Source organism: Candidatus Pelagibacter sp. PS_23 (assembly GCF_059417905.1).
On record NZ_CM182071.1, the window covers coordinates 546,001 to 565,782 of the forward strand.

Genomic DNA, 19,782 nt, shown 5'->3' on the forward strand with positions numbered 1-19,782 from the left:
ATTTGACATGTCTGATACTGATTCTAAAAACTTTAATGTAGATCTTGACAATTATAACGGCCCACTTGATGTGTTATTAGATTTGGCAAAAGCTCAAAAAGTTAACCTTGAGGATATTTCTATAACTTTACTGGCTGATCAATTTCACAATTATATTACTAATGAAAAAAATCTAAATCTAGAATCTGCATCAGAATACTTGTTGATGGCTACATGGTTAACTTATCTTAAATCAAAACTTTTATTGCCAGGAAATCCAGAAGAAGAATTTAAAGTTTTAGAAGTTGCTGAAAAATTAAAATTACAATTAAAAAAATTAGAATTGATTAGATTACTTTCTGACCAAATGTTACAAAGAAAAAGACTTGGTAGAGAAATAAGAACTAGAGGAATTAAAGGAAATATACGATCTATATATAGTACTGAATATAAACTAAATCTTTACGAACTTTTAAAATCTTATTCCTCAATTATTATGACCAAAGATTTTCAAAGGATGAATATTCCTAAACTTCCAGTTTTTACCACTGAAGATGGCATTAAAAGAATAAAAGAATTCTTTGGTAAGTTAATTGATTGGAGAAATATTAATGAACTAATACCTTCTTCATTTAAAAGTGGCTCAAAATATAAAACAACTGGTAAAGCAGGAATTTTTGCTGGTTCCTTAGAGCTGGTTAAAGAGGGCAATCTGACTATAAAGCAAGAAAACTTATTTGATGATATTTATATTAAAGAATTAAAATGACAAAAATAAAAAAAGAAACAAATAACAATATAGTTACTTTCCCATCAAAAATGAATGATGGTGAAAGAGAAGTTGAGGCAATAATTTTTGCTGCTGCTGAACCATTAGATATTGACACTATCGAATCTAAAATTTCAAAAAAAATTGATGTTTTAAAATCATTACAGAAATTACAAAAAGAATATTCATCAAGAGGAATTAATTTAGTTTGTATTTCTAATAAATGGTCTTTTAGAACTTCTGAAAATTTATCGAACCTTATGTCTCAGGAAAAAACTGTAGAAAAAAAATTGTCAAGAGCTGCAGTTGAAACATTAGCAATAATTGTTTATCACCAACCTGTTACTAGAGCTGAAATAGAAGAAATAAGAGGTGTTGCTTTTGGAACAAACACACTTGAGATTTTAATGGAGTTAAATTGGGTAAAACCACAAGGCCGCAAAGATGTACCCGGTAAACCAATTCAGTATGGAACAACTGATGATTTCTTAAGTCATTTTAGTCTTCAAAAATTGTCTGATTTACCTACAGTTGACGAATTGGGATCTGCCGGCCTTATTGATAGCTCAAATATTGATAATGCAATATTTGGTACTGGTAAATTTTACAAAGAGAAACAAGTAGAAAAAAAAGAGGATATTTATGAAAATATCGATGAGATGTTAGGAGGAACACTAAGTCCAGATGAAGAAAAGTAAAAAGTTACTTTAAAAATAAATTTAAAAGAGGTATAAAATATTATGAGCATTGGAATTTGGCAAATAGCAATCGTAGTTATTCTTGTTGTACTTTTATTTGGTAGAGGCAAGATATCTAGCTTAATGGGCGATGTAGCCAAAGGTATAAAAAGTTTTAAAAAAGGTATGGCTACAGACATTACAGACGAACCTGAGCCTAAAAATGTTTCAGAAAATAATCAAGATAGCAAAGACAAAGAATAGATTAAATGCCCACTATTGGCTGGTTTGAGATTTTAATAGTAGTTGCTGTTGCAATCATTGTTATTGGACCCAAGGACTTCCCCTATATGTTAAAAAAAGTTGGTTCGTGGATTGGAACCACAAAAAGATATATTAGCAATATACAAAATGAGGTAGCTGACCTTGATATCAATTCTAATGAAATAGAAAAACCTATAGAAGAAAAAAAAGATAATGACAAAATCTGAAAATGAAGGCGGTTTTGTAAGCCATCTAACTGAACTTAGAAAAAGATTAATTCATTCTTTTATTTTTTTATTCATTTTTTTTATTGGATGTTATTTTTTTTCAGAACATTTATATGGTTTTTTAGTTGAGCCTTTTGCTAAAGCAGTAAATGAAAGTGGAACTGATAGAAGGTTAATTTTTACAGCTTTGCAGGAAACATTTTTAACATACTTAAAGGTATCTTTTTTTGCAGCATTCTTTGTTACATGTCCCTATATATTGGTACAAATATGGAAATTTATTGCACCAGGACTCTATAAGCATGAAAAAATTGCAATTGTTCCTTATCTAGTTTTAACGCCTATATTATTTTTTCTAGGAGGCATGCTTGTTTATTATTTAATAATGCCACTAGCTATTAAGTTTTTTCTCTCTTTTGAGAGTACAGGAGCTTCAACAGGATTACCCATTCAATTGGAAGCTAAAGTTAGCGAATATCTTTCTCTGGTTATGAAATTAATTTTTGCATTCGGTATAAGTTTTCAGTTACCTGTTGTCCTTAGCTTATTAGCTAGAGTAGGTATTGTTGATGCTGAATTTCTTAGAAAAAAAAGAAAATATGTCGTTGTAATGATTTTTGCTGCAGCTGCACTATTAACACCACCCGATCCCATAACTCAAATTGGACTAGCAATACCATTATTGATTTTATATGAATTATCTATATTTTCTGTAAACATTATTGATAAGAAAAATAAAAAAAATGCATAATATTAAAGAAATTAGAAATGATGTTGAGGCTTTTAAAAAAGCTTTGAATAAAAGATTTATAGAAATAGATGTAGATAAGATTTTATCGTTGGATGAGAATAATAGAGAGTACATCCAACAAAGAGAATTACTTGAAAAAGAAAAAAAAGATATCTCAAAGTCTAAAGATCAATCACTTTTTGAAAAATCAAAAAAGATAACTGTTGAAATAGATAATATTAGTAAATTACAAGCTAGTGTTAAAAATGAATTGGAAACAATTTTGTCATCAATACCAAATATACCTCATCCAGACGTTCCTACAGGTAAAGATGAAAACTCAAATGTAGAAATTTCTAAATCAGGAACAATACCAAATTTTAAATTTAAACCTAAATCACATTATGAATTAGGTGAAGACTTAAACATGCTTGATTTTGATCTAGCAACGAAAACTACTGGTTCAAGATTTGTTTTTGTAAAAGATAAATTGGCCATGCTAGAGAGAGCTTTATCAAATTTTATGCTTGATACACATGTGAATACTAATGGTTATGAAGAAATATCTCCGCCACTAATTGCTACAGATGCTACTATGTATGGTACGGGACAATTACCTAAATTTGATAATGACCAGTTTGAACTTAAATTAGACGACTCTAGTGACAGAAAATTTTTAATTCCAACTGCTGAAGTTATTTTAACCAATATTGTAAAAGACCAAATTATTGATAAAAAAAAACTTCCAATGCGAATGGTTGCCTCAACACCCTGTTTTAGAAAAGAAGCAGGAAGTTATGGTAAAGATACTAAGGGAATGATTAGACAGCACCAATTTTACAAAGTTGAAATGGTGAGTATTGTTGAAATTGATAAGTGCTTACCAGAACTTGATAGAATGACTGATTGTGCAACTAAAATTTTAGATTTACTAAAACTTCCATATCGAAAAATTGTTTTATGTACTGGTGATATGGGTTTTAGTGCTGAAAAAACTTTTGATATTGAGGTGTGGCTTCCATCAGAAGATAAATACAGAGAAATCTCAAGTTGCTCTTCATGTGGATCATTTCAAGCTAGAAGAATGAAAGCCAGATATAAAAACGAAAAAAAAGAAACTGTGCTTGTTGGCACCTTAAACGGCAGTGGTTTAGCAGTTGGTAGAACATTAGTTGCTATATTAGAAAATTATCAACAAGAAGACGGGTCTATTCTAGTGCCAGAAGCTTTAAAGCCTTATATGAATAATATTGAAAAAATCGTTAAGATTTAAAGTTGTTTTAATTAGATAGATGTTGTAAGAATTCATTTTAATTAAGGAGAATTATGGATCAAGGAATAGGCCAATTTATACCACTAATTTTAATTTTTGTTATTTTTTACTTTTTTTTAATAAGACCTCAACAAAAGAAAGTTAAAGAGCATAAAGCCATGGTAGAAAATTTATCAAGAGGAGACAAGGTTGTAACTTCTGCTGGTATTATTGGGACAGTTGAAAGAATTATTGATAATGAAAAAGTTGAAGTGCAAATTGCTGACAACGTTAAAGTAGAAATTATTAAATCTACAGGTATTCAAGGATTACTTAACTCCCCTGAAGTAAAAAAATAACATTTTACTAAAGTGTTATACTTTTCTAAATTAAGAATTACCTTAGTTTCTTTAGTATCAATTTTTTTTATTTTTATTGCTGCATCAAATTTTCAAAACCCTGAAGACAGTTTTATTTCTAAAAAGATAAATCTAGGTTTAGATTTACAAGGCGGATCATATCTTTTACTAGAAATTGATAATGAACCCGTTGAAATTCAAAAATTACAAAATACAACAACTGTTATTAGAAATTTTTTAAAAGATAAGAAAATAACTTTTAATGATCTAAGAATTGAAGATAAAAAAATAATATTCAGTATACCCAATGATAATATTGAGTTGGTTCAATCTTTTTTTCTTGATAAAGAAAGTGATATTAACCCTTATTATTTTCAATATAAATCACATCAGTTTGATGTAAATATTCAAGATAATGAATTTACGCTAACTCTATCAAAATATGGACTTATTGAAATTAAAACATCTTCACAAGATCAAGCTATAGAAATAGTTAGAAGAAGAGTTGATGAAGTTGGTACAAATGAACCCAATATACTGAAAAGAGGTAATAATAGAATTCTAGTTGAGCTTCCAGGACTTGATGATCCCATGCGTATCAAGTCACTTTTAGGAAAAACTGCAAATTTAACATTTAGATTTGTAACTCAAAATAATAATGACACTTTTGGTACTGAAATGCTTCAATTTGAAGATGGAACTAGCGAAGCAATGGTTAGCAAAAGAATAATCTTAAATGGTGAGAATTTATTGGATGCTCAACCACAAATGAATAATCAAACCAACGAAACAGTAGTATCATTTACACTTGATAGAGTGGGGGCAAAAAGATTTGGTAAAGCAACCAGTACAGGAATTGGCAAACAAATAGCAATTGTTCTAGATGGTAAAATTGTTAGTGCTCCAGTAATAAGGGATACTATAGCAAGTGGAAATGGTCAGATCAGTGGAAATTTCACATTTCAATCTGCAACAGACTTGGCATTACTTCTAAGATCAGGAGCGTTACCAGCACCACTTAACATTATTGAAGAAAGAACAGTTGGACCTGACCTTGGTCAAGATTCAATTAATGCAGGAGTTATCGCCCTTATGATTGGTTTCTTATTGGTGATAATTTTTATGTTTGTTAAATATAGAATTTTTGGTCTAATTGCTAACATAACACTATTAATTAACTTATTTTTTTTAGTTGGTATTTTAACTTTATTTGAAGCAACATTAACACTTCCTGGAATAGCAGGTATCATTTTAACGGTTGGTATGGCAGTTGACGCTAACGTGTTAATTTTTGAAAGAATTAAAGAAGAATGCAAGAAAGAAAAAAATAATATTATAGCTTTTGATACAGGTTATGTGAAATCAAAAACTGCAATTATAGATGCAAATATAACCACATTAATTGCAGCTGTAATCTTATTCTTTATGGGCTCTGGACCGGTTAAAGGTTTCTCTGTGACTTTAGCTATAGGAATTTTTACAACACTGTTTTCAGTTTATTTTATTGCAAGAATGCTTACTGGCCTTTATGTCGTAAGAAATAAAGAAAAGACTGAACTAATATAATGATTAATTTTAATAAATTTTATAAACTATTTAATCTAATCTCTTTAAGTTTAGTTGTTGCATCTGTTCTATTATTATTTTTTAAAGGACTTAATTTTGGTGTAGATTTTAAAGGTGGAACTTTAATAGAACTAAGGTCTAACGATAAAAATATTAACGTTACTTCTTTAAGGCAATCTTTTAACAAAATGAAATTAGGAGATTTTAATATTAAAAAATTTGGCAATGAAAATGATTTTTTAATCAAAATAGAAAAAAAAGATACAAGTGCAAATGCTATAGAGGTTATTAAAAAAGATTTAACATCTTCATTGGGGAGTTCTTTTAATTTCAGAAGAGTTGAAAATGTAGGTCCAAAAGTTAGTTCTGAATTATTAAAGTCTGGTATTATTGCAATCGCTCTATCTCTAGCTGCAATGTTATTTTACATATGGATAAGATTTGAATGGCAATTTAGCTTAGGTGCTATTTTAGCCCTATTTCATGATGTCATTATAACACTTGGTCTTTTTTCACTATTTAGTTTGGAAATAAATCTATCAATAGTTGCAGCCGTTTTAACTATAGTTGGTTATTCAATGAACGATACTGTTGTCATTTATGACAGAGTTAGAGAAAATTTAAGAAAGTTTTCTGATATCAAAATTTATGAACTTACAAATATCTCAATCAATGAAACACTTTCTAGAACTATAATTACATCAGCCACAACATTGCTTGCTTTAGTTTCAATTTATTTATTTGGTGGAGAAATATTAAAAGGTTTTTCTCTAGCTATGATAATGGGTGTTGTATTTGGAACTTATTCTTCAATTTATATAGCTAATCCTATACTTGTGAAACTTAGAGTTTCCCAAAAAACAATCCTAAAAGAAGATACAGAATAGATTTAATAAAGATTTTGAGCTGCTACCATTGAAAGTAACATTGGTAACGATAAAAGAGTATTTGTTCTTGAAAACAACATTGCTGTCCTTGCTGATTTTGCTTTAACATCAGGTTCGCACTCAACAATACCTAGTGCTCTTTTTTGATTTGGCCAAATTATAAACCAAACATTAAAAGCCATGTATAAGCCAAGCCACATTCCAATACCAATAGCTGTACTTTTTCCACCACCACCTAAAGTCATAGCATCATGCAAATAACCATTTAAATAAGCTAAAATTAATCCAGACAATACTGTTAGTAAAGCTGCCCATCTAAAATAAAACAAAGCTGCTGGCGCAATAACTTTACCTATAGCAGGTTTTTGTTCGTCAGGAATTTTAGGCATGTTTGGAATTTGAACAAAGTTAAAATACCAAAGAAGTCCAATCCACATAATAGCGACCGTTACGTGAATAAATCTTGTTAACCAACTCCAAAAAATTGTATCAAAATCAAAACCACCATTACCATAAAATAATCCTAGAAAAAGGATAATAGCTAAAGCTAATGATGCATGAATTGTCTTTGGAAGAGATGATAGTAAATTACCCATAATTAGAATCACTTATACACTAATTTTTTAAATCTTTAACTTCTTTTTAAATTTTTCTTCCAGCATAGGTTTTAAGAATTCCCCAGTATAGCTACCTTTTATTTTTATAATATCCTCAGGTTTGCCTTCTGCGATAATATTTCCTCCTTTGACACCACCCTCAGGACCCATATCAACAATATAATCAGCTGTTTTAATTACATCTAAATTATGCTCAATAACAACAACGGTATTTCCTAGTGCTACAAACGTATGTAGTATTTCTAATAATTTTTTAATATCATGCTGGTGAAGTCCAGTAGTTGGTTCATCTAAAATATACATAGTTCTTCCTGTAGATCTTTTCGATAGTTCCTTGGCTAACTTAATACGCTGAGCTTCTCCACCAGATAATGTTGTAGCCTGTTGTCCAATCTTTATATAACCAAGCCCAACTTTTTTTAATGTTAATAGTTTGGTTTTTATATTTGAAATATTTTCAAAGTATTCACATCCTTCATCAACAGACATATTTAATACATCGGCTATACTTTTATCCTTAAACTTTATTTCAAGAGTTTCTCTATTATACCTAGTTCCCTTACATTCATCACATTGTATATAAACATCAGGTAAGAAATGCATCTCGTATGTAATTACGCCATCGCCTTCACAAGCTTCACATCTTCCACCTTTAACATTAAATGAAAATCTTCCAGGTTTATATCCTCTTGTTTTTGACTCAGGTAGTGCCGTAAACCAATCTCTGATAGGCCCAAAGGCTCCGGTGTAGGTTGCTGGATTTGATCTTGGTGTTCTCCCAATTGGTGATTGATCTATATCAATTATCTTATCTATAAGCTCAACACCCTTATAACCTTTAAATGCTTTTGGTACTTTTCTAGCTTTGTTATTTAAAGTTAAATTTAATGCATGATATAATGTTTGCAATATCAATGTAGATTTACCACTGCCAGAAACTCCAGTAACGCAAGTAAAGCTTCCTGTTGGAATTTTAAGATTAACGTTATTCAAATTATTTCCACTAGCTCCATTAATTTCTACAAATCTACCATTCTTAGCAAGTCTTCTAGTTCTCGGAATTTCTATATATTTTTTATGAGATAGGTATTGACCAGTGATACTATTTTTATTTTTAAGTATCTCGTTATAAGTTCCTTGTGCAATGATCTCACCACCGTTAGTACCAGCTTCTGGTCCTAAATCTATTATGTGGTCAGCATTTTCCATAGTTTCAGTGTCATGCTCAACAACGATTACTGTGTTTCCAAGATCTCTTAGTCTTTTCAATGCATTAATTAGTTTAACATTATCTTTTTGGTGCAAACCTATAGAAGGTTCGTCAAGAACATATAATACTCCTGTCAATCCTGAACCAATTTGCGAAGCAAGCCTAATTCTTTGTGCTTCTCCACCGGAAAGAGTCCCAGACTCTCTTGATAAAGTTAAATACTCAAGTCCAACATTTAAAAGAAACGTTAACCTCTCATTAATTTCTTTTAAAATATGTTCTGCTATTTTAAATTGTCTTTTATCAAGATTTTGTTCCAACCCTTTAAACCAGTTAGCAGCATCTAAAATGGATTTTTTTGTAACATCGCTTATATTTTGATTATCAATTTTAACACATAAAGCTTCCTCTTTTAGTCTATTACCATTACAACCTTCACATGCAGAATCTGATTGATATTCCGCTATAGCTTCTCTCTTCCACTCGCTGTCAGATTCAAGAAATCTTCTTTCAAGATTGTTTATGACACCTTCAAAAGTTTTTTTATGAGAATATTTTTCATATCCATCATCATAGACAAATTTTATTTCTTCTTCGTCTGATCCAAATAAAATCACATCTTTAAATTTTTTGGGTAATTTTTTCCATTTTTCATCTAAAGAAAATCCATAGTGCTTAGCAATAGAGGCTAATGTTTGAGCATAATATAGTGTGGTTGATTTAGCCCACGGTTCTATAGCACCATCAGCTATACTTTTTTTTTCATCAGGAACTACTAAATTTGGATCTACATTTAATTTAATACCAATACCTTCACATTCAGCACAGGCCCCATATGGACTATTAAAAGAAAAAAGTCTTGGTTCAATTTCTTCGATTGTAAAACCACTTTCTGGACATGCAAATTTTGTCGAGTAAATTAATTTTTCAATTTTTCTAAATTTTTGAGGTAAAGTTTCGTCTTCGTACTCAACAAATACAAGACCATTTGATAAATTTACAGCTGTTTCAATACTTTCTGCTAAACGATTTCCTAGATTTGAGTTCAAAACAATTCTGTCAATTAAAACAGATATATCATGCTTAAGTTTTTTATCTAATTCAGGTGCTTTATCTATGTCATAAAGAACCTCATCAATTTTAATTTTTCTAAAGCCTCTTCTTTTATAGCTTAAAATATCTTTTCTATATTCACCTTTACGGCCACGGACCACTGGCGCATATATATAAATTGTAGATTTTTTGGGAAGTTTTTTTATTAAATCAACAATCTGTGTAATTGTTTGTGAAGTTATTGGCTTTCCAGTAAATGGAGAATAGGGCACACCAGCTCTTGCATAGAGCACTCGCATGTAATCATAAATTTCTGTAACTGTAGCAACAGTTGATCTTGGGTTCTTTGATGTATTTTTTTGTTCAATAGCTATTGCTGGACTCAATCCTTCAATAAGGTCAACGTTAGGTTTTTTCATTTTATCTAAAAATTGACGAGCATAAGCAGATAAACTTTCAACATATCTTCTTTGTCCTTCTGCATAGATAGTGTCAAATGCTAATGAAGATTTTCCAGAACCGGAAAGTCCAGTAATAACAACAAATTGATCTTTGGGTATTTCTACAGAAACATTCTTTAAATTATGCTCCTTTGCACCCTTGATAACTATCTTTTTGATCATAATTTTAGTTGCTTTAAATTAATAAAATTAATATTGAGTTTATATTGTGATATAAAACTAAATAAATAAATAAACACTTATAAAATATTATGGCTGGAAGTTTAAATAAAGTATTATTAATTGGGCGTTTAGGCGCAGACCCTGAAATTAAACAAATGGTAAACGGCAAAAGCGTTGCAAGATTGAGTTTAGCAACTAGTCAATCATGGAAAGACAAGACAACAGGTGAAAAAAAAGAAAAGACTGAGTGGCACCGAATAGTTGTATTCAATGATGGGTTAGTAAATGTTGTTCAGCAATATTTAAAAAAAGGAGCTCAAATTTATGTTGAAGGACAAATAGCTACTAGAAAATGGAAAGATGAACAATCTGGACAAGACAAATATTCTACAGAAATTGTAATTCAAGGATATAACTCTTCACTAACAATGTTAGGTGGAGGAAATACTGGTGGTGGAATCCAAAATGATAACACACAAGCACCTGCTAATAATTTTGAAGATAGTCCACAAACTTCAAATGATATGGATGACGAAATTCCATTTTAGTTTCTATGAAAGACACAGAAATACCTAAAGATAAAAATATTAAACTTATCTCCATGCATGATGAGATGAGTTCATCGTATTTGTCATATGCGATGAGTGTAATTGTGAGTAGGGCTCTTCCTGATGTTAGGGACGGACTTAAACCAGTTCATAGAAGAATATTATTTGCCATGTATAAAGGTGGTTACGATTGGTCAAAACAATTTAGAAAATCTGCAAGAATAGTTGGAGATGTTATTGGTAAATATCACCCACATGGAGATCAATCTGTTTATGATGCTCTAGTTAGAATGGTTCAGGATTTTTCTATGAGTTTACCTCTTGTTCAGGGCCAAGGTAACTTTGGATCTATTGATGGAGATCCGGCTGCGGCTATGAGATATACCGAGACTAGATTGGCTAAAGTTTCACAATACTTAATAGACGATATTGAAAAAGATACCATCGAATACAAGAGTAACTACGATGAAACAGAAAAAGAACCATCAGTTTTACCCGCTCAATATCCTAATTTATTGGTTAATGGAGCCGGTGGTATAGCAGTTGGAATGGCAACAAGCATACCTCCACATAATTTAGGTGAAATCATTGATGGAACATTAGCCTTAATTGAGAATAAAGATATTAAGATTAAAGAATTAATGAAACACATTCCAGGTCCTGATTTTCCTACAGGTGGTGTCATCATTGGTAAAGAAATTATTAAAGCAGGATATAATGTTGGTCGTGGATCATTTAAAATTAGAGGTGAAATAAGTGTTGAAGCACAAAAAAATGGTAGAGAAAGACTAGTTATTACATCTGTACCTTATCAAGTAAATAAATCAGTTTTAAATGAAAGAATTGCCCAACTGGTTAGAGAGAAAAAAATTGAAGGAATAAAAGATATTAGGGATGAGTCTAATAGAGAAGGGATTAGAGTAGCAATTGATTTAAGAAATGGTGTTGAGCCAGAAACTATTAAGCGATTACTTTATAAAAATACTTCGATAGAGAGTTCTTTTGGTTTTAATACTTTAGCAATCGTTGATGGCAAACCTAAAATATGTAATTTAAAAGAGTTTTTAACAAATTTTTTAACGTTTCGTGAAGATGTTGTTATTAAGAAAACTAAATTTGACTTAAAAAAAGCAGAGGACAGAGCTCATATTTTGATTGGGTTATCTGTATCTGTTGAGAATTTAGATAAGATTATAAAAATTATACGGTCTTCAAAAACTCCTGATGATGCTAAAAAATCATTATTAAACACTAAGTGGAAAATTAATAAATCTTTAAAGTTAATTTCACTTGTCGAAGATAAGAAGGAGAAAAATTTATACTCATTATCTGACCCACAAGTAATTGCTATTTTAGAACTTAGACTTCAAAAACTTACAGCCCTTGGTATTAATGAAATAGAAGTCGAAATTAAAAAATTAGCTGATTTAATTAAGGGATATAAGAAAATAATTAATTCCAAAAAAGAACTTTTAAACGTGATAAGTGAAGAGCTTAAAACTATTAAAGAAAAATTTGCTGTACCACGAAGAACTAAAATTATAGATGCTATTTTAAACTATGATATTGAAGAAACTATTCAAAAAGAGTCTGTTATAATTACAGTTACACTTCAGGGATATATTAAAAGAGGAGCATTAAGCAGCGTCAAACAACAAAAAAGAGGTGGCAAGGGTAAATCTGGGATCACAACGAGAGATGAAGATTCTGTAGTACAAACTTTATCAGTTAACACACACACTTCTGTTCTTTTCTTTTCGACAGAAGGACTTGTCTACAAAATTAAAGCTTGGAAGATACCTGAGGGATCAACTACATCAAAAGGTAAATCTCTATTTAATATCTTGCCTTTAAAAAATCATCAATCAATCAGTTCAATTATGCCATTCCCTGATGAAGAAAGTGATACGAAAAATCTTCAAATTGTTTTTGCAACTGCAAAGGGCAAGGTTAGAAAAAACAGTCTAGAAGACTTTTCTTCCATTAATTCAGCTGGAAAAATTGCAATAAAATTAGATCCCAATGATAAAATCGTAGGAGTTGAAATTTGTAAAGATGATCAAGATGTAATGCTAAGTACAAAAAATGGTAAATGCATTAGATTTGAATCAAAGAAACTAAGAATATTTAAGGGTAGATCCTCCAAAGGTATAAAGGGTATAGAACTATCTCCTAATGATGAGATTGTTTCTCTTTCAATAACAAATAAAGAAAAAATCAAAAAAGATACTAAATCTGATGGAAGATTTGTTTTATCAATTACAGAAAATGGATACGGCAAAAAAACTTTAAACAATGAATATAGAGTTACCAATAGAGGTGGTAAGGGCATAATTGGAATTGTTAACTCACCTAGAAATGGCAGTATATGTTCGTCATTTCCTGTTATAGAGGGAGATGATGTGATGATTTCAACAAATAAAGGTAGAGTGATTAGAGTTGCCGTTAAAGAAATCAGAACAGCGGGAAGAAATACTCAAGGTGTAAGAATTATCAAATTATCTGGTGATGAAAAAGTTGTTTCAGCAATAAAAATTGATGATAACTTGGAGTAATGAAAAAAGTTGCCGTATATCCTGGAACATTTGACCCAATTACCTTTGGTCATATTGATGTTATAAATAAAGCTTTAAAATTATTTGATAAAGTTATTATTGCTGCTTCTGATGGTGCTAATAAAAATTATCTTTTCAATTCACTTGAAAGAGTACAATTAATTAAAAAAGCCTTATTTGTTGATTTAAAGTTCGATAAAAAGAAGATTGAAGTTATTTCATTTACATCATTAACAACTGATTTATGCAAAAAATATAAATCTAATATTATTTTAAGAGGTTTAAGAGCAGTATCTGATTTCGAATATGAATTTCAACTAGCTGGAATGAATAGAAAATTGAACAATAATATAGAAACAATTTTTTTAATGTCTGATGTTGAAAATCAAATCATTTCATCAAGATTTGTTAAAGAAATAGTTAGACTAAAAGGCGATATCAAAAAATTTACTACAAAAAGCACAATAAAATCTTTAAAAGAAAAATATGAATAAACTTATAACAAAATTTTTAATTTTATTTTTTATACTAACCAACAACACAATCGCAGAGGAGAATATTATGATTTTAAAGCTTAAAGATGGAGACGTTAAAATAGAACTTTTTGAAGATGTGGCACCTAATCATGTCAAAAGAATTAAGCAATTAGCAAAAGATGGTAAATACGATGGTGTTGTATTTCACAGAGTGATTGATGGCTTTATGGCGCAAACTGGTGATGTTCAGTTTGGTAACTCTTCTAATGATCAATTTGATTTAAGAAGAGCTGGAATGGGTGGCTCTGATTTACCTGATCTTAAAGAGGAATTTAGTGATTTACCTCATGAAAGAGGAACGCTATCTATGGCTAGATCACAAGATCCAAATAGTGCAAACAGCCAATTTTTTATATGTTTTAAAGAAGCGTCTTTTCTAGATAGACAATATACGGTATTTGGTAAAGTTATTGAAGGCATGGATCTTGTTGATAAAATCAAAAGAGGAGATCAAAACAATAACGGTTCTGTTTCTAACCCAGATAAAATCATTAGCTTTAAATAATTTTAGTTCACAAATTTCATGGCGTTAAAGAATTTCAAATTTAATGTCATAGAAAGTGATAAATTTGCTAGAGTTGGAGTAATCGAAACTCATAGAGGCAATATTCAAACACCTGCTTTTATGCCTGTTGGAACACAGGCAACTGTAAAAGCTTGTCTTATTGACGATGTTATTAAAACAGGATCTGAAATAATTTTATCAAATACCTATCACTTAATGATCAGACCAGGTGTTGATAGAATTATTTCTGCTGGTGGTCTACATAAATTTATGAATTGCAAACTTCCCATACTTACAGATTCTGGTGGGTTTCAAGTTATGTCTCTTTCTAAATTAAACAAAGTAGACAGAGAAAAGGGTGCAATATTTAACTCTCATGTAGATGGTAAAAAATTTATATTAAGTCCAGAAGAAAGCATAAGAGTTCAAAAGGGTTTAGACTCTGATATTGTTATGATTATGGATGAGTGTCCTAAGAAAACTACTGACTATAAAGTAATTAATAAATCCATGGAACTATCCATATATTGGGCCGAAAGATCTAAAATAGCTTTTGGATTAAATCCACATAAAGCTTTATTTGGAATAGTCCAGGGTGGTCTATTCAAAGATCTAAGAACAAAATCTCTTAATAACTTAATTAAAATTGGCTTCGATGGATATGCTATTGGTGGACTTGCTGTAGGAGAAAGTCAAAATGAAATGTTTAGTGTTTTAGATGATTTAAAAAATATTATGCCTGATGATAAACCAAGATATTTAATGGGTGTGGGGACGCCAGCCGATATTCTTGGAGCTGTTAAGAGAGGTGTTGATATGTTTGACTGTGTAATGCCTACGAGATCTGGAAGAACTGGTTTAGCTTTTACTTGGAATGGTCGTGTGAATATTAAAAATAATAAATATAAAAATGATAATGAACCTCTTGATCCAAATTGTTCAAATTTAAATCTTAACAAGTATTCAAAAAACTATATAAATCATCTCTTCAATACAAACGAAATCTTAGGTTCTACACTTTTAACCTTACATAACATCAACTTTTATCAAGAATTAATGTCTTCTATTAGAGAAAATATTAAAAAAGGTACATTTGATAAATTTCATGATGAATACATTGATAAGTTGTAATTTAAATATTTGCAATTTCCGATGTTATGGAATAAATAATTGTTTTTTGGTAATAAAAATTATTTAAGTTAGATATTTTTTTATTGTTTAAATTTTTAAGTGTAAAGAAATTTAAAAATTTTAAAGAAGACTTCACCAAAAGTTTTTTTTTAAAATTAAATAAAAAAAAACATTAATCTCAACTTTAATAATTTATATGTGGGCCCTTAGCTCAGTTGGTAGAGCAATTCCCTTTTAAGGAATGGGTCGATGGTTCGAGTCCATCAGGGCTCACCACTAAAATAATCTTTTAAATGTTAGCTAATTGTAATCGGTGGATAGTCTAATATGACACTATTTTCCCATTCTGATAAATCTTTTATTCTTTTTGAGGATGATGGGTGGGTGCTCATAAATTGAGGTGGTTCTTTGCCTTTATTTTCTGCCTTCATCCTTTCCCATAACTTTTTAGTTTCCCTTATATCAAAGCCAGATAAAGATGCAAAAATCATTCCCAGGTAATCAGCTTCACTTTCTTGAGTCCTTGAGAAAGGATTCATTATTCCTATTTGTGATAATAAACCTACGGTGTTCATGCCTGTAGCTTGATTGATTTGCCCTAACTTTCCACCTGAAAAAATATCGATCAAAGAAGTTCCAGTTTGTAAAAGTGCACTTCTACTGGCTCTTTCAACTGAATGTTTAGCAACAGCATGTGCAATCTCATGACCCATAACTGAGGCAAGACCGTTTGTATTTTTTGTTACATCAAGTATTCCTGTATACACAGCTATTTTACCACCTGGCATGCACCAAGCATTTTTTACTTTTTTATTATCTATTAAAATATACTCCCAATCAAAATTAACAGTTGGATCATTTTGACCTGCTCTATAAAAATACTCAGATATAGCGTCTTCCATTCTTTTTCCAATATCTTTAATTTCATTGAGTGTTTTAGTGTCATCACTCATTTTTTCTTTTTCTTTAACTTTTTCAAAAATTTGAGCTGCCTGAGCATTTAATTTTGATTCAGGTATAATTTTCAATTGTCTTCTGTCTGTTATTGGGGCCGTAGAACAAGCACCGAGCATTAAGCCCGAACATCCACATCCAATATAATTTAAAAATTTTCTTCTATTCATTTTATTAAAATTTTGATAATCATATAAATATATATTTTTATGAATTTAAACAATAAAATCTTGGTTGTGCTTTTTGTTATAGCTGTATCTTTTGTAATTTATTCTAGCTATCATTAAATTTTTATGTCTATTAAGAAGAAAAAATCATTTGCTTTAAGATTAAGAAACTATTTTTTTACAGGTGTAATTGTTTTAATTCCAATTGGTTTTACCCTTTATTTAAGCAAATTTTTAATTAATTTTTCTACTAAATTAGTACCATCAGGTCTAAATCCTAATACTTATCTTCCTTATGCGATACCTGGTATTGAAATAATTTTAACAATTATTTTTATTACAGTTGTTGGTGGTCTTTCTTTAACTTTTATCGGTAAAAAATTTTTACAAATAATTGATGATTTGTTTAAAAGAATGCCAATATTAAGAACAATCTATTCTGCCATTGGACAAATGACAGATTCCTTTCGGGAGCAAGAAGGCAATAAAAAAAGTGTTGTACTAGTTGAGTATCCAAGAAAAGGATCTTGGGCCGTAGGTTTTGCTACGAAAGAAAATACAGGTGAAATTAAAGCAAAAACAAATATTAACTTAGTTAATGTTTTTGTTCCAACAACTCCTAACCCAACAAGTGGTTTTTTATTAATGATACCAAAAGATGATTTGATCTATTTAGATATGACATTTGAAGAAGCATCAAAATTTATAGTCTCGGCTGGAACTTCTAAGCCTAAAAGCTAAACCATATCATTAATTATATCTGCTTGATCATATAACTTGAGTAAAGCTTTATATTTTTTGATATCAGTATTTTCTAATTCTATCTTTTTAATTTGTTTCTCTGCCATTAAAAATAAATCTTCATTTTGAATGGGGTCTGCTAACCTAAAATTTTTAATTCCACTTTGTTTAAAACCAAGTAAATCACCAAAACCTCTTAACTTCATATCTTCTTCTGAAATTTCAAAACCATCATTAGAGTTTTTTAAAATATTAATTCTTTTTTTAGCATTCACACTTAAATTCGACTTAAACATCAATATACAGCTTGCCTGTTTTGTTCCACGTCCAACTCTTCCTCTTAACTGATGTAGCTGAGATAATCCAAATTTGTTAGCATTTTCTATTATGATTACATTAGCATTAGGAAAGTCAATACCAACTTCTATAATTGTTGTCGAAACTAAAATTGAATATTTTTTATTAAGAAATTTATTTAATATTTCTTCCTTCTCTTCATTTGCAATTTTTCCATGTAGTAGTGCAACTTTATTTGGAAAAATTTCATTAAGAAATTTATATTTCGTAACTGATGATTGGTGATCTAATTTTTTTGATTCCTCTATCAAAGGACACACCCAGAAGATTTGGTTTCCTTCTTTTATTTCTTTTTTTACAAAGTTGATAACATCATCTATTTTACTTTCTAATTTGCTATAAGTTTTAACTTCTTTTCTATTACTTGGTTTTTCTTTAATAATAGAAACATCCATATCACCATAAACTGACATAGTTAGAGTTCTCGGAATTGGTGTCGCTGACATTAAAAGAACATCACAATTATCACCCCCTTTATCTGATAAAAGTTTTCTTTGTCTAACACCGAATTTGTGCTGTTCATCAATTATAATATAACCAAGGTTTGCAAAAATAATTTTTTTTTGAAAAATTGCATGTGTGCCAAATACCATTTGAATTTCATTGTTTTCCAGGTTTTTTATAATTCTCTTTTTTTCACTATTTTCACTCTTACTAGAAAGTAATTCAATTTTGATATCTTTAGGAAATAGTTTTTTTGCTAAAGTATAATGCTGTCTTGCCAATATTTCAGTAGGAGCCATTAATGCAACTTGGAACCCTGAATTAATGACATTCAACGAAGAAATCAATGCAACAATAGTTTTACCACTCCCAACGTCACCTTGCAAAAGTCTAAACATTTTACTTTTAGAATTTAGATCCTTATTAATATTACCCAATGAAATTTTTTGATCATTGGTAAGTGTAAAGTTTAATTTATTAACTATATTTTTATGAGCTTTTTCGCTGAAGTTTTTAGAAATTTTTTTAATTTTCTTAATTTTTTTTCGAATTTCCGAATTAACTAAAAAAGATGCTAATATTTCATCATAAGCAAGTCTTTTATAAAAATCAGATTTATAATTTTCAATATTTTTTGGATCATGTAATTTTATTATAGATTCATTCCAACTTTCATTATTAAAAATTTTTAGAATATCTTTATCGTGCCACTCTGGTAAAATAGGTAAGTTTTTTAAAATTTGATTAATAATTTTATTATAGGTTTTTTCAGTAATACCTTCTGTTAATGAGTATTTATTATCAATATTTTCAATTAATGAACTGTCTTGTGAAATATATGTGGGATTCGTTATTTGATATCGGCCTTTATAATTGCCTATCTTCCCACTAATTGTCACTTCTTCATTTAGTGGTAAAATTTTTCTTACATATCCTTCATGACTATTAAAGAATATACAATCAATCTTTCCAGTTTCATCAATACAATTAACTCTATTGGGTAAGTTTCTAACTCTTGGAAATTGATATTTTAATGGAACAATTCTGATAGTTTGGATTACTCCTATTTGAAGATCGCAAATTTTACTAACAAGTGTTCTATCTGTATAAGATTTAGGCAGTCTCCACAGCAAGTCAAAAATATTATTTACTTTTTTTTTCTTCAAAATTTCCATGGTTTTTTTACCCACACCATTTAATTTGGTTAGATCAGCTAATAAATAATCATAATTATTCTTATTTTTCATATTAGTTGTAATATATTAAATATTATGACCATTAATATAAAGGATTTAAAAAATAAAATAACTTATAGAGCTAACTATAGAGGCACCAAAGAAATGGATAAATTGTTAGGTTCATTTACTAAAAAATATATTGATCAGTTTAATGAACAAGAGCTAACCCTTTTGTGTGATTTGTTAGACTTAGATGATGAGAATCTTTATAAATTTAATCAAGGTCAAAATCCAACGATTCAAATTGAATTAAACAAAGTTACAGAGATGTTTCAAAACTATAATTATGCAAGTGAATAGTGGCGGAGAGACTGAGATTCGAACTCAGGAAAGAGTTGCCCCTTTGCCGGTTTTCAAGACCGGTGCATTCAACCACTCTGCCATCTCTCCGTT

The 19,782-nt window shown here is 29.7% G+C and carries 20 protein-coding genes and 2 tRNA genes; 17 read left to right on the plus strand and 5 right to left on the minus strand.

Annotated elements, in window-relative coordinates:
• The first annotated feature begins 7 nt into the window (after positions 1 to 7).
• Genes AC5SLY_RS02840 through secF form a run of 9 tightly spaced genes read left to right on the plus strand, consistent with a single transcriptional unit; the run spans position 8 to position 6,710 of the window.
• A complete protein-coding gene (locus AC5SLY_RS02840) occupies positions 8 to 748 on the plus strand; it encodes a segregation and condensation protein A (RefSeq protein ID WP_271564864.1) in 741 nt (246 codons plus the stop codon).
• Positions 745 to 1,446 (plus strand): SMC-Scp complex subunit ScpB, encoded by a 702-nt coding sequence (gene scpB, locus AC5SLY_RS02845; RefSeq protein WP_006996944.1) that lies wholly within the window; start codon positions 745 to 747, stop codon positions 1,444 to 1,446. Before AC5SLY_RS02840 ends, scpB begins: the two co-directional genes overlap by 4 nt.
• A 42-nt stretch (positions 1,447 to 1,488) precedes the next feature.
• Positions 1,489 to 1,689: a twin-arginine translocase TatA/TatE family subunit gene (gene tatA, locus AC5SLY_RS02850; RefSeq protein WP_006996943.1), complete on the plus strand. Its 201-nt coding sequence runs from the start codon at positions 1,489 to 1,491 to the stop codon at positions 1,687 to 1,689.
• Positions 1,690 to 1,694: 5 nt separating this feature from the next.
• Entirely contained in the window at positions 1,695 to 1,916 is a 222-nt protein-coding gene (tatB, locus tag AC5SLY_RS02855; protein WP_020169402.1) for a Sec-independent protein translocase protein TatB, read from the plus strand.
• A complete protein-coding gene (gene tatC / locus AC5SLY_RS02860) occupies positions 1,903 to 2,667 on the plus strand; it encodes a twin-arginine translocase subunit TatC (protein ID WP_006996941.1) in 765 nt (254 codons plus the stop codon). Before tatB ends, tatC begins: the two co-directional genes overlap by 14 nt.
• Entirely contained in the window at positions 2,660 to 3,919 is a 1,260-nt protein-coding gene (serS, locus tag AC5SLY_RS02865) for a serine--tRNA ligase (RefSeq protein ID WP_271564865.1), read from the plus strand. Before tatC ends, serS begins: the two co-directional genes overlap by 8 nt.
• A 50-nt stretch (positions 3,920 to 3,969) precedes the next feature.
• Positions 3,970 to 4,257, plus strand: a complete 288-nt coding sequence (gene yajC, locus AC5SLY_RS02870; RefSeq protein WP_420887231.1) for a preprotein translocase subunit YajC — start codon at positions 3,970 to 3,972, stop codon at positions 4,255 to 4,257.
• 12 nt (positions 4,258 to 4,269) lie between these two features.
• The gene (gene secD / locus AC5SLY_RS02875) at positions 4,270 to 5,823 is read left to right on the plus strand and encodes a protein translocase subunit SecD (RefSeq protein ID WP_494599077.1); all 1,554 of its coding nucleotides are present in this window, start codon (positions 4,270 to 4,272) and stop codon (positions 5,821 to 5,823) included.
• Positions 5,823 to 6,710, plus strand: coding sequence for a protein translocase subunit SecF (secF, locus tag AC5SLY_RS02880; protein ID WP_494599078.1), 888 nt, complete (start codon positions 5,823 to 5,825; stop codon positions 6,708 to 6,710). Before secD ends, secF begins: the two co-directional genes overlap by 1 nt.
• A gap of 2 nt (positions 6,711 to 6,712) precedes the next feature.
• Here the strand turns inward: secF and AC5SLY_RS02885 are convergent, their stop codons facing one another.
• Both AC5SLY_RS02885 and uvrA read right to left on the minus strand, forming a co-directional pair.
• A complete protein-coding gene (locus AC5SLY_RS02885; RefSeq protein WP_020169407.1) occupies positions 6,713 to 7,306 on the minus strand; it encodes a urate hydroxylase PuuD in 594 nt (197 codons plus the stop codon).
• 27 nt (positions 7,307 to 7,333) lie between these two features.
• Positions 7,334 to 10,213: an excinuclease ABC subunit UvrA gene (uvrA, locus tag AC5SLY_RS02890; protein WP_011282082.1), complete on the minus strand. Its 2,880-nt coding sequence runs from the start codon at positions 10,211 to 10,213 to the stop codon at positions 7,334 to 7,336.
• An 89-nt stretch (positions 10,214 to 10,302) separates the two neighbouring features.
• Here uvrA and ssb point away from each other — a divergent pair, with 89 nt between their 5' ends.
• From ssb to AC5SLY_RS02920, 6 genes are all read left to right on the plus strand, one after another.
• Positions 10,303 to 10,761: a single-stranded DNA-binding protein gene (gene ssb / locus AC5SLY_RS02895; protein WP_006996934.1), complete on the plus strand. Its 459-nt coding sequence runs from the start codon at positions 10,303 to 10,305 to the stop codon at positions 10,759 to 10,761.
• A gap of 5 nt (positions 10,762 to 10,766) precedes the next feature.
• On the plus strand, positions 10,767 to 13,316 hold the full coding sequence (gyrA, locus tag AC5SLY_RS02900) for a DNA gyrase subunit A (protein WP_011282084.1): 2,550 nt from the start codon (positions 10,767 to 10,769) through the stop codon (positions 13,314 to 13,316).
• A complete protein-coding gene (coaD, locus tag AC5SLY_RS02905) occupies positions 13,316 to 13,810 on the plus strand; it encodes a pantetheine-phosphate adenylyltransferase (RefSeq protein WP_011282085.1) in 495 nt (164 codons plus the stop codon). The genes gyrA and coaD overlap by 1 nt, the downstream gene beginning before the upstream one ends.
• The gene (locus AC5SLY_RS02910; protein ID WP_011282086.1) at positions 13,803 to 14,357 is read left to right on the plus strand and encodes a peptidylprolyl isomerase; all 555 of its coding nucleotides are present in this window, start codon (positions 13,803 to 13,805) and stop codon (positions 14,355 to 14,357) included. The genes coaD and AC5SLY_RS02910 overlap by 8 nt, the downstream gene beginning before the upstream one ends.
• An 18-nt stretch (positions 14,358 to 14,375) precedes the next feature.
• The gene (gene tgt, locus AC5SLY_RS02915; protein ID WP_006996930.1) at positions 14,376 to 15,488 is read left to right on the plus strand and encodes a tRNA guanosine(34) transglycosylase Tgt; all 1,113 of its coding nucleotides are present in this window, start codon (positions 14,376 to 14,378) and stop codon (positions 15,486 to 15,488) included.
• Between the two features lie 200 nt (positions 15,489 to 15,688).
• Positions 15,689 to 15,764, plus strand: a tRNA-Lys gene (locus AC5SLY_RS02920).
• A gap of 20 nt (positions 15,765 to 15,784) precedes the next feature.
• On the opposite strand, the gene AC5SLY_RS02925 is transcribed toward AC5SLY_RS02920, so the two are convergent.
• Positions 15,785 to 16,612: a M48 family metallopeptidase gene (locus tag AC5SLY_RS02925; protein ID WP_006996929.1), complete on the minus strand. Its 828-nt coding sequence runs from the start codon at positions 16,610 to 16,612 to the stop codon at positions 15,785 to 15,787.
• A gap of 123 nt (positions 16,613 to 16,735) precedes the next feature.
• On the opposite strand from AC5SLY_RS02925, the gene AC5SLY_RS02930 reads away from it, so the two are divergent.
• Positions 16,736 to 17,350, plus strand: coding sequence for a DUF502 domain-containing protein (locus AC5SLY_RS02930; protein WP_006996928.1), 615 nt, complete (start codon positions 16,736 to 16,738; stop codon positions 17,348 to 17,350).
• On the opposite strand, the gene AC5SLY_RS02935 is transcribed toward AC5SLY_RS02930, so the two are convergent.
• Positions 17,347 to 19,398, minus strand: coding sequence for an ATP-dependent DNA helicase RecG (locus AC5SLY_RS02935; RefSeq protein WP_494599079.1), 2,052 nt, complete (start codon positions 19,396 to 19,398; stop codon positions 17,347 to 17,349). The two genes, AC5SLY_RS02930 and AC5SLY_RS02935, sit on opposite strands and share 4 nt — an antisense overlap.
• Before the next feature lie 24 nt (positions 19,399 to 19,422).
• On the opposite strand from AC5SLY_RS02935, the gene AC5SLY_RS02940 reads away from it, so the two are divergent.
• The gene (locus AC5SLY_RS02940) at positions 19,423 to 19,689 is read left to right on the plus strand and encodes a succinate dehydrogenase assembly factor 2 (RefSeq protein ID WP_271481469.1); all 267 of its coding nucleotides are present in this window, start codon (positions 19,423 to 19,425) and stop codon (positions 19,687 to 19,689) included.
• Here the strand turns inward: AC5SLY_RS02940 and AC5SLY_RS02945 are convergent.
• Positions 19,690 to 19,779, minus strand: a tRNA-Ser gene (locus AC5SLY_RS02945). It abuts the gene before it with no gap.
• Positions 19,780 to 19,782 lie beyond the last annotated feature (3 nt).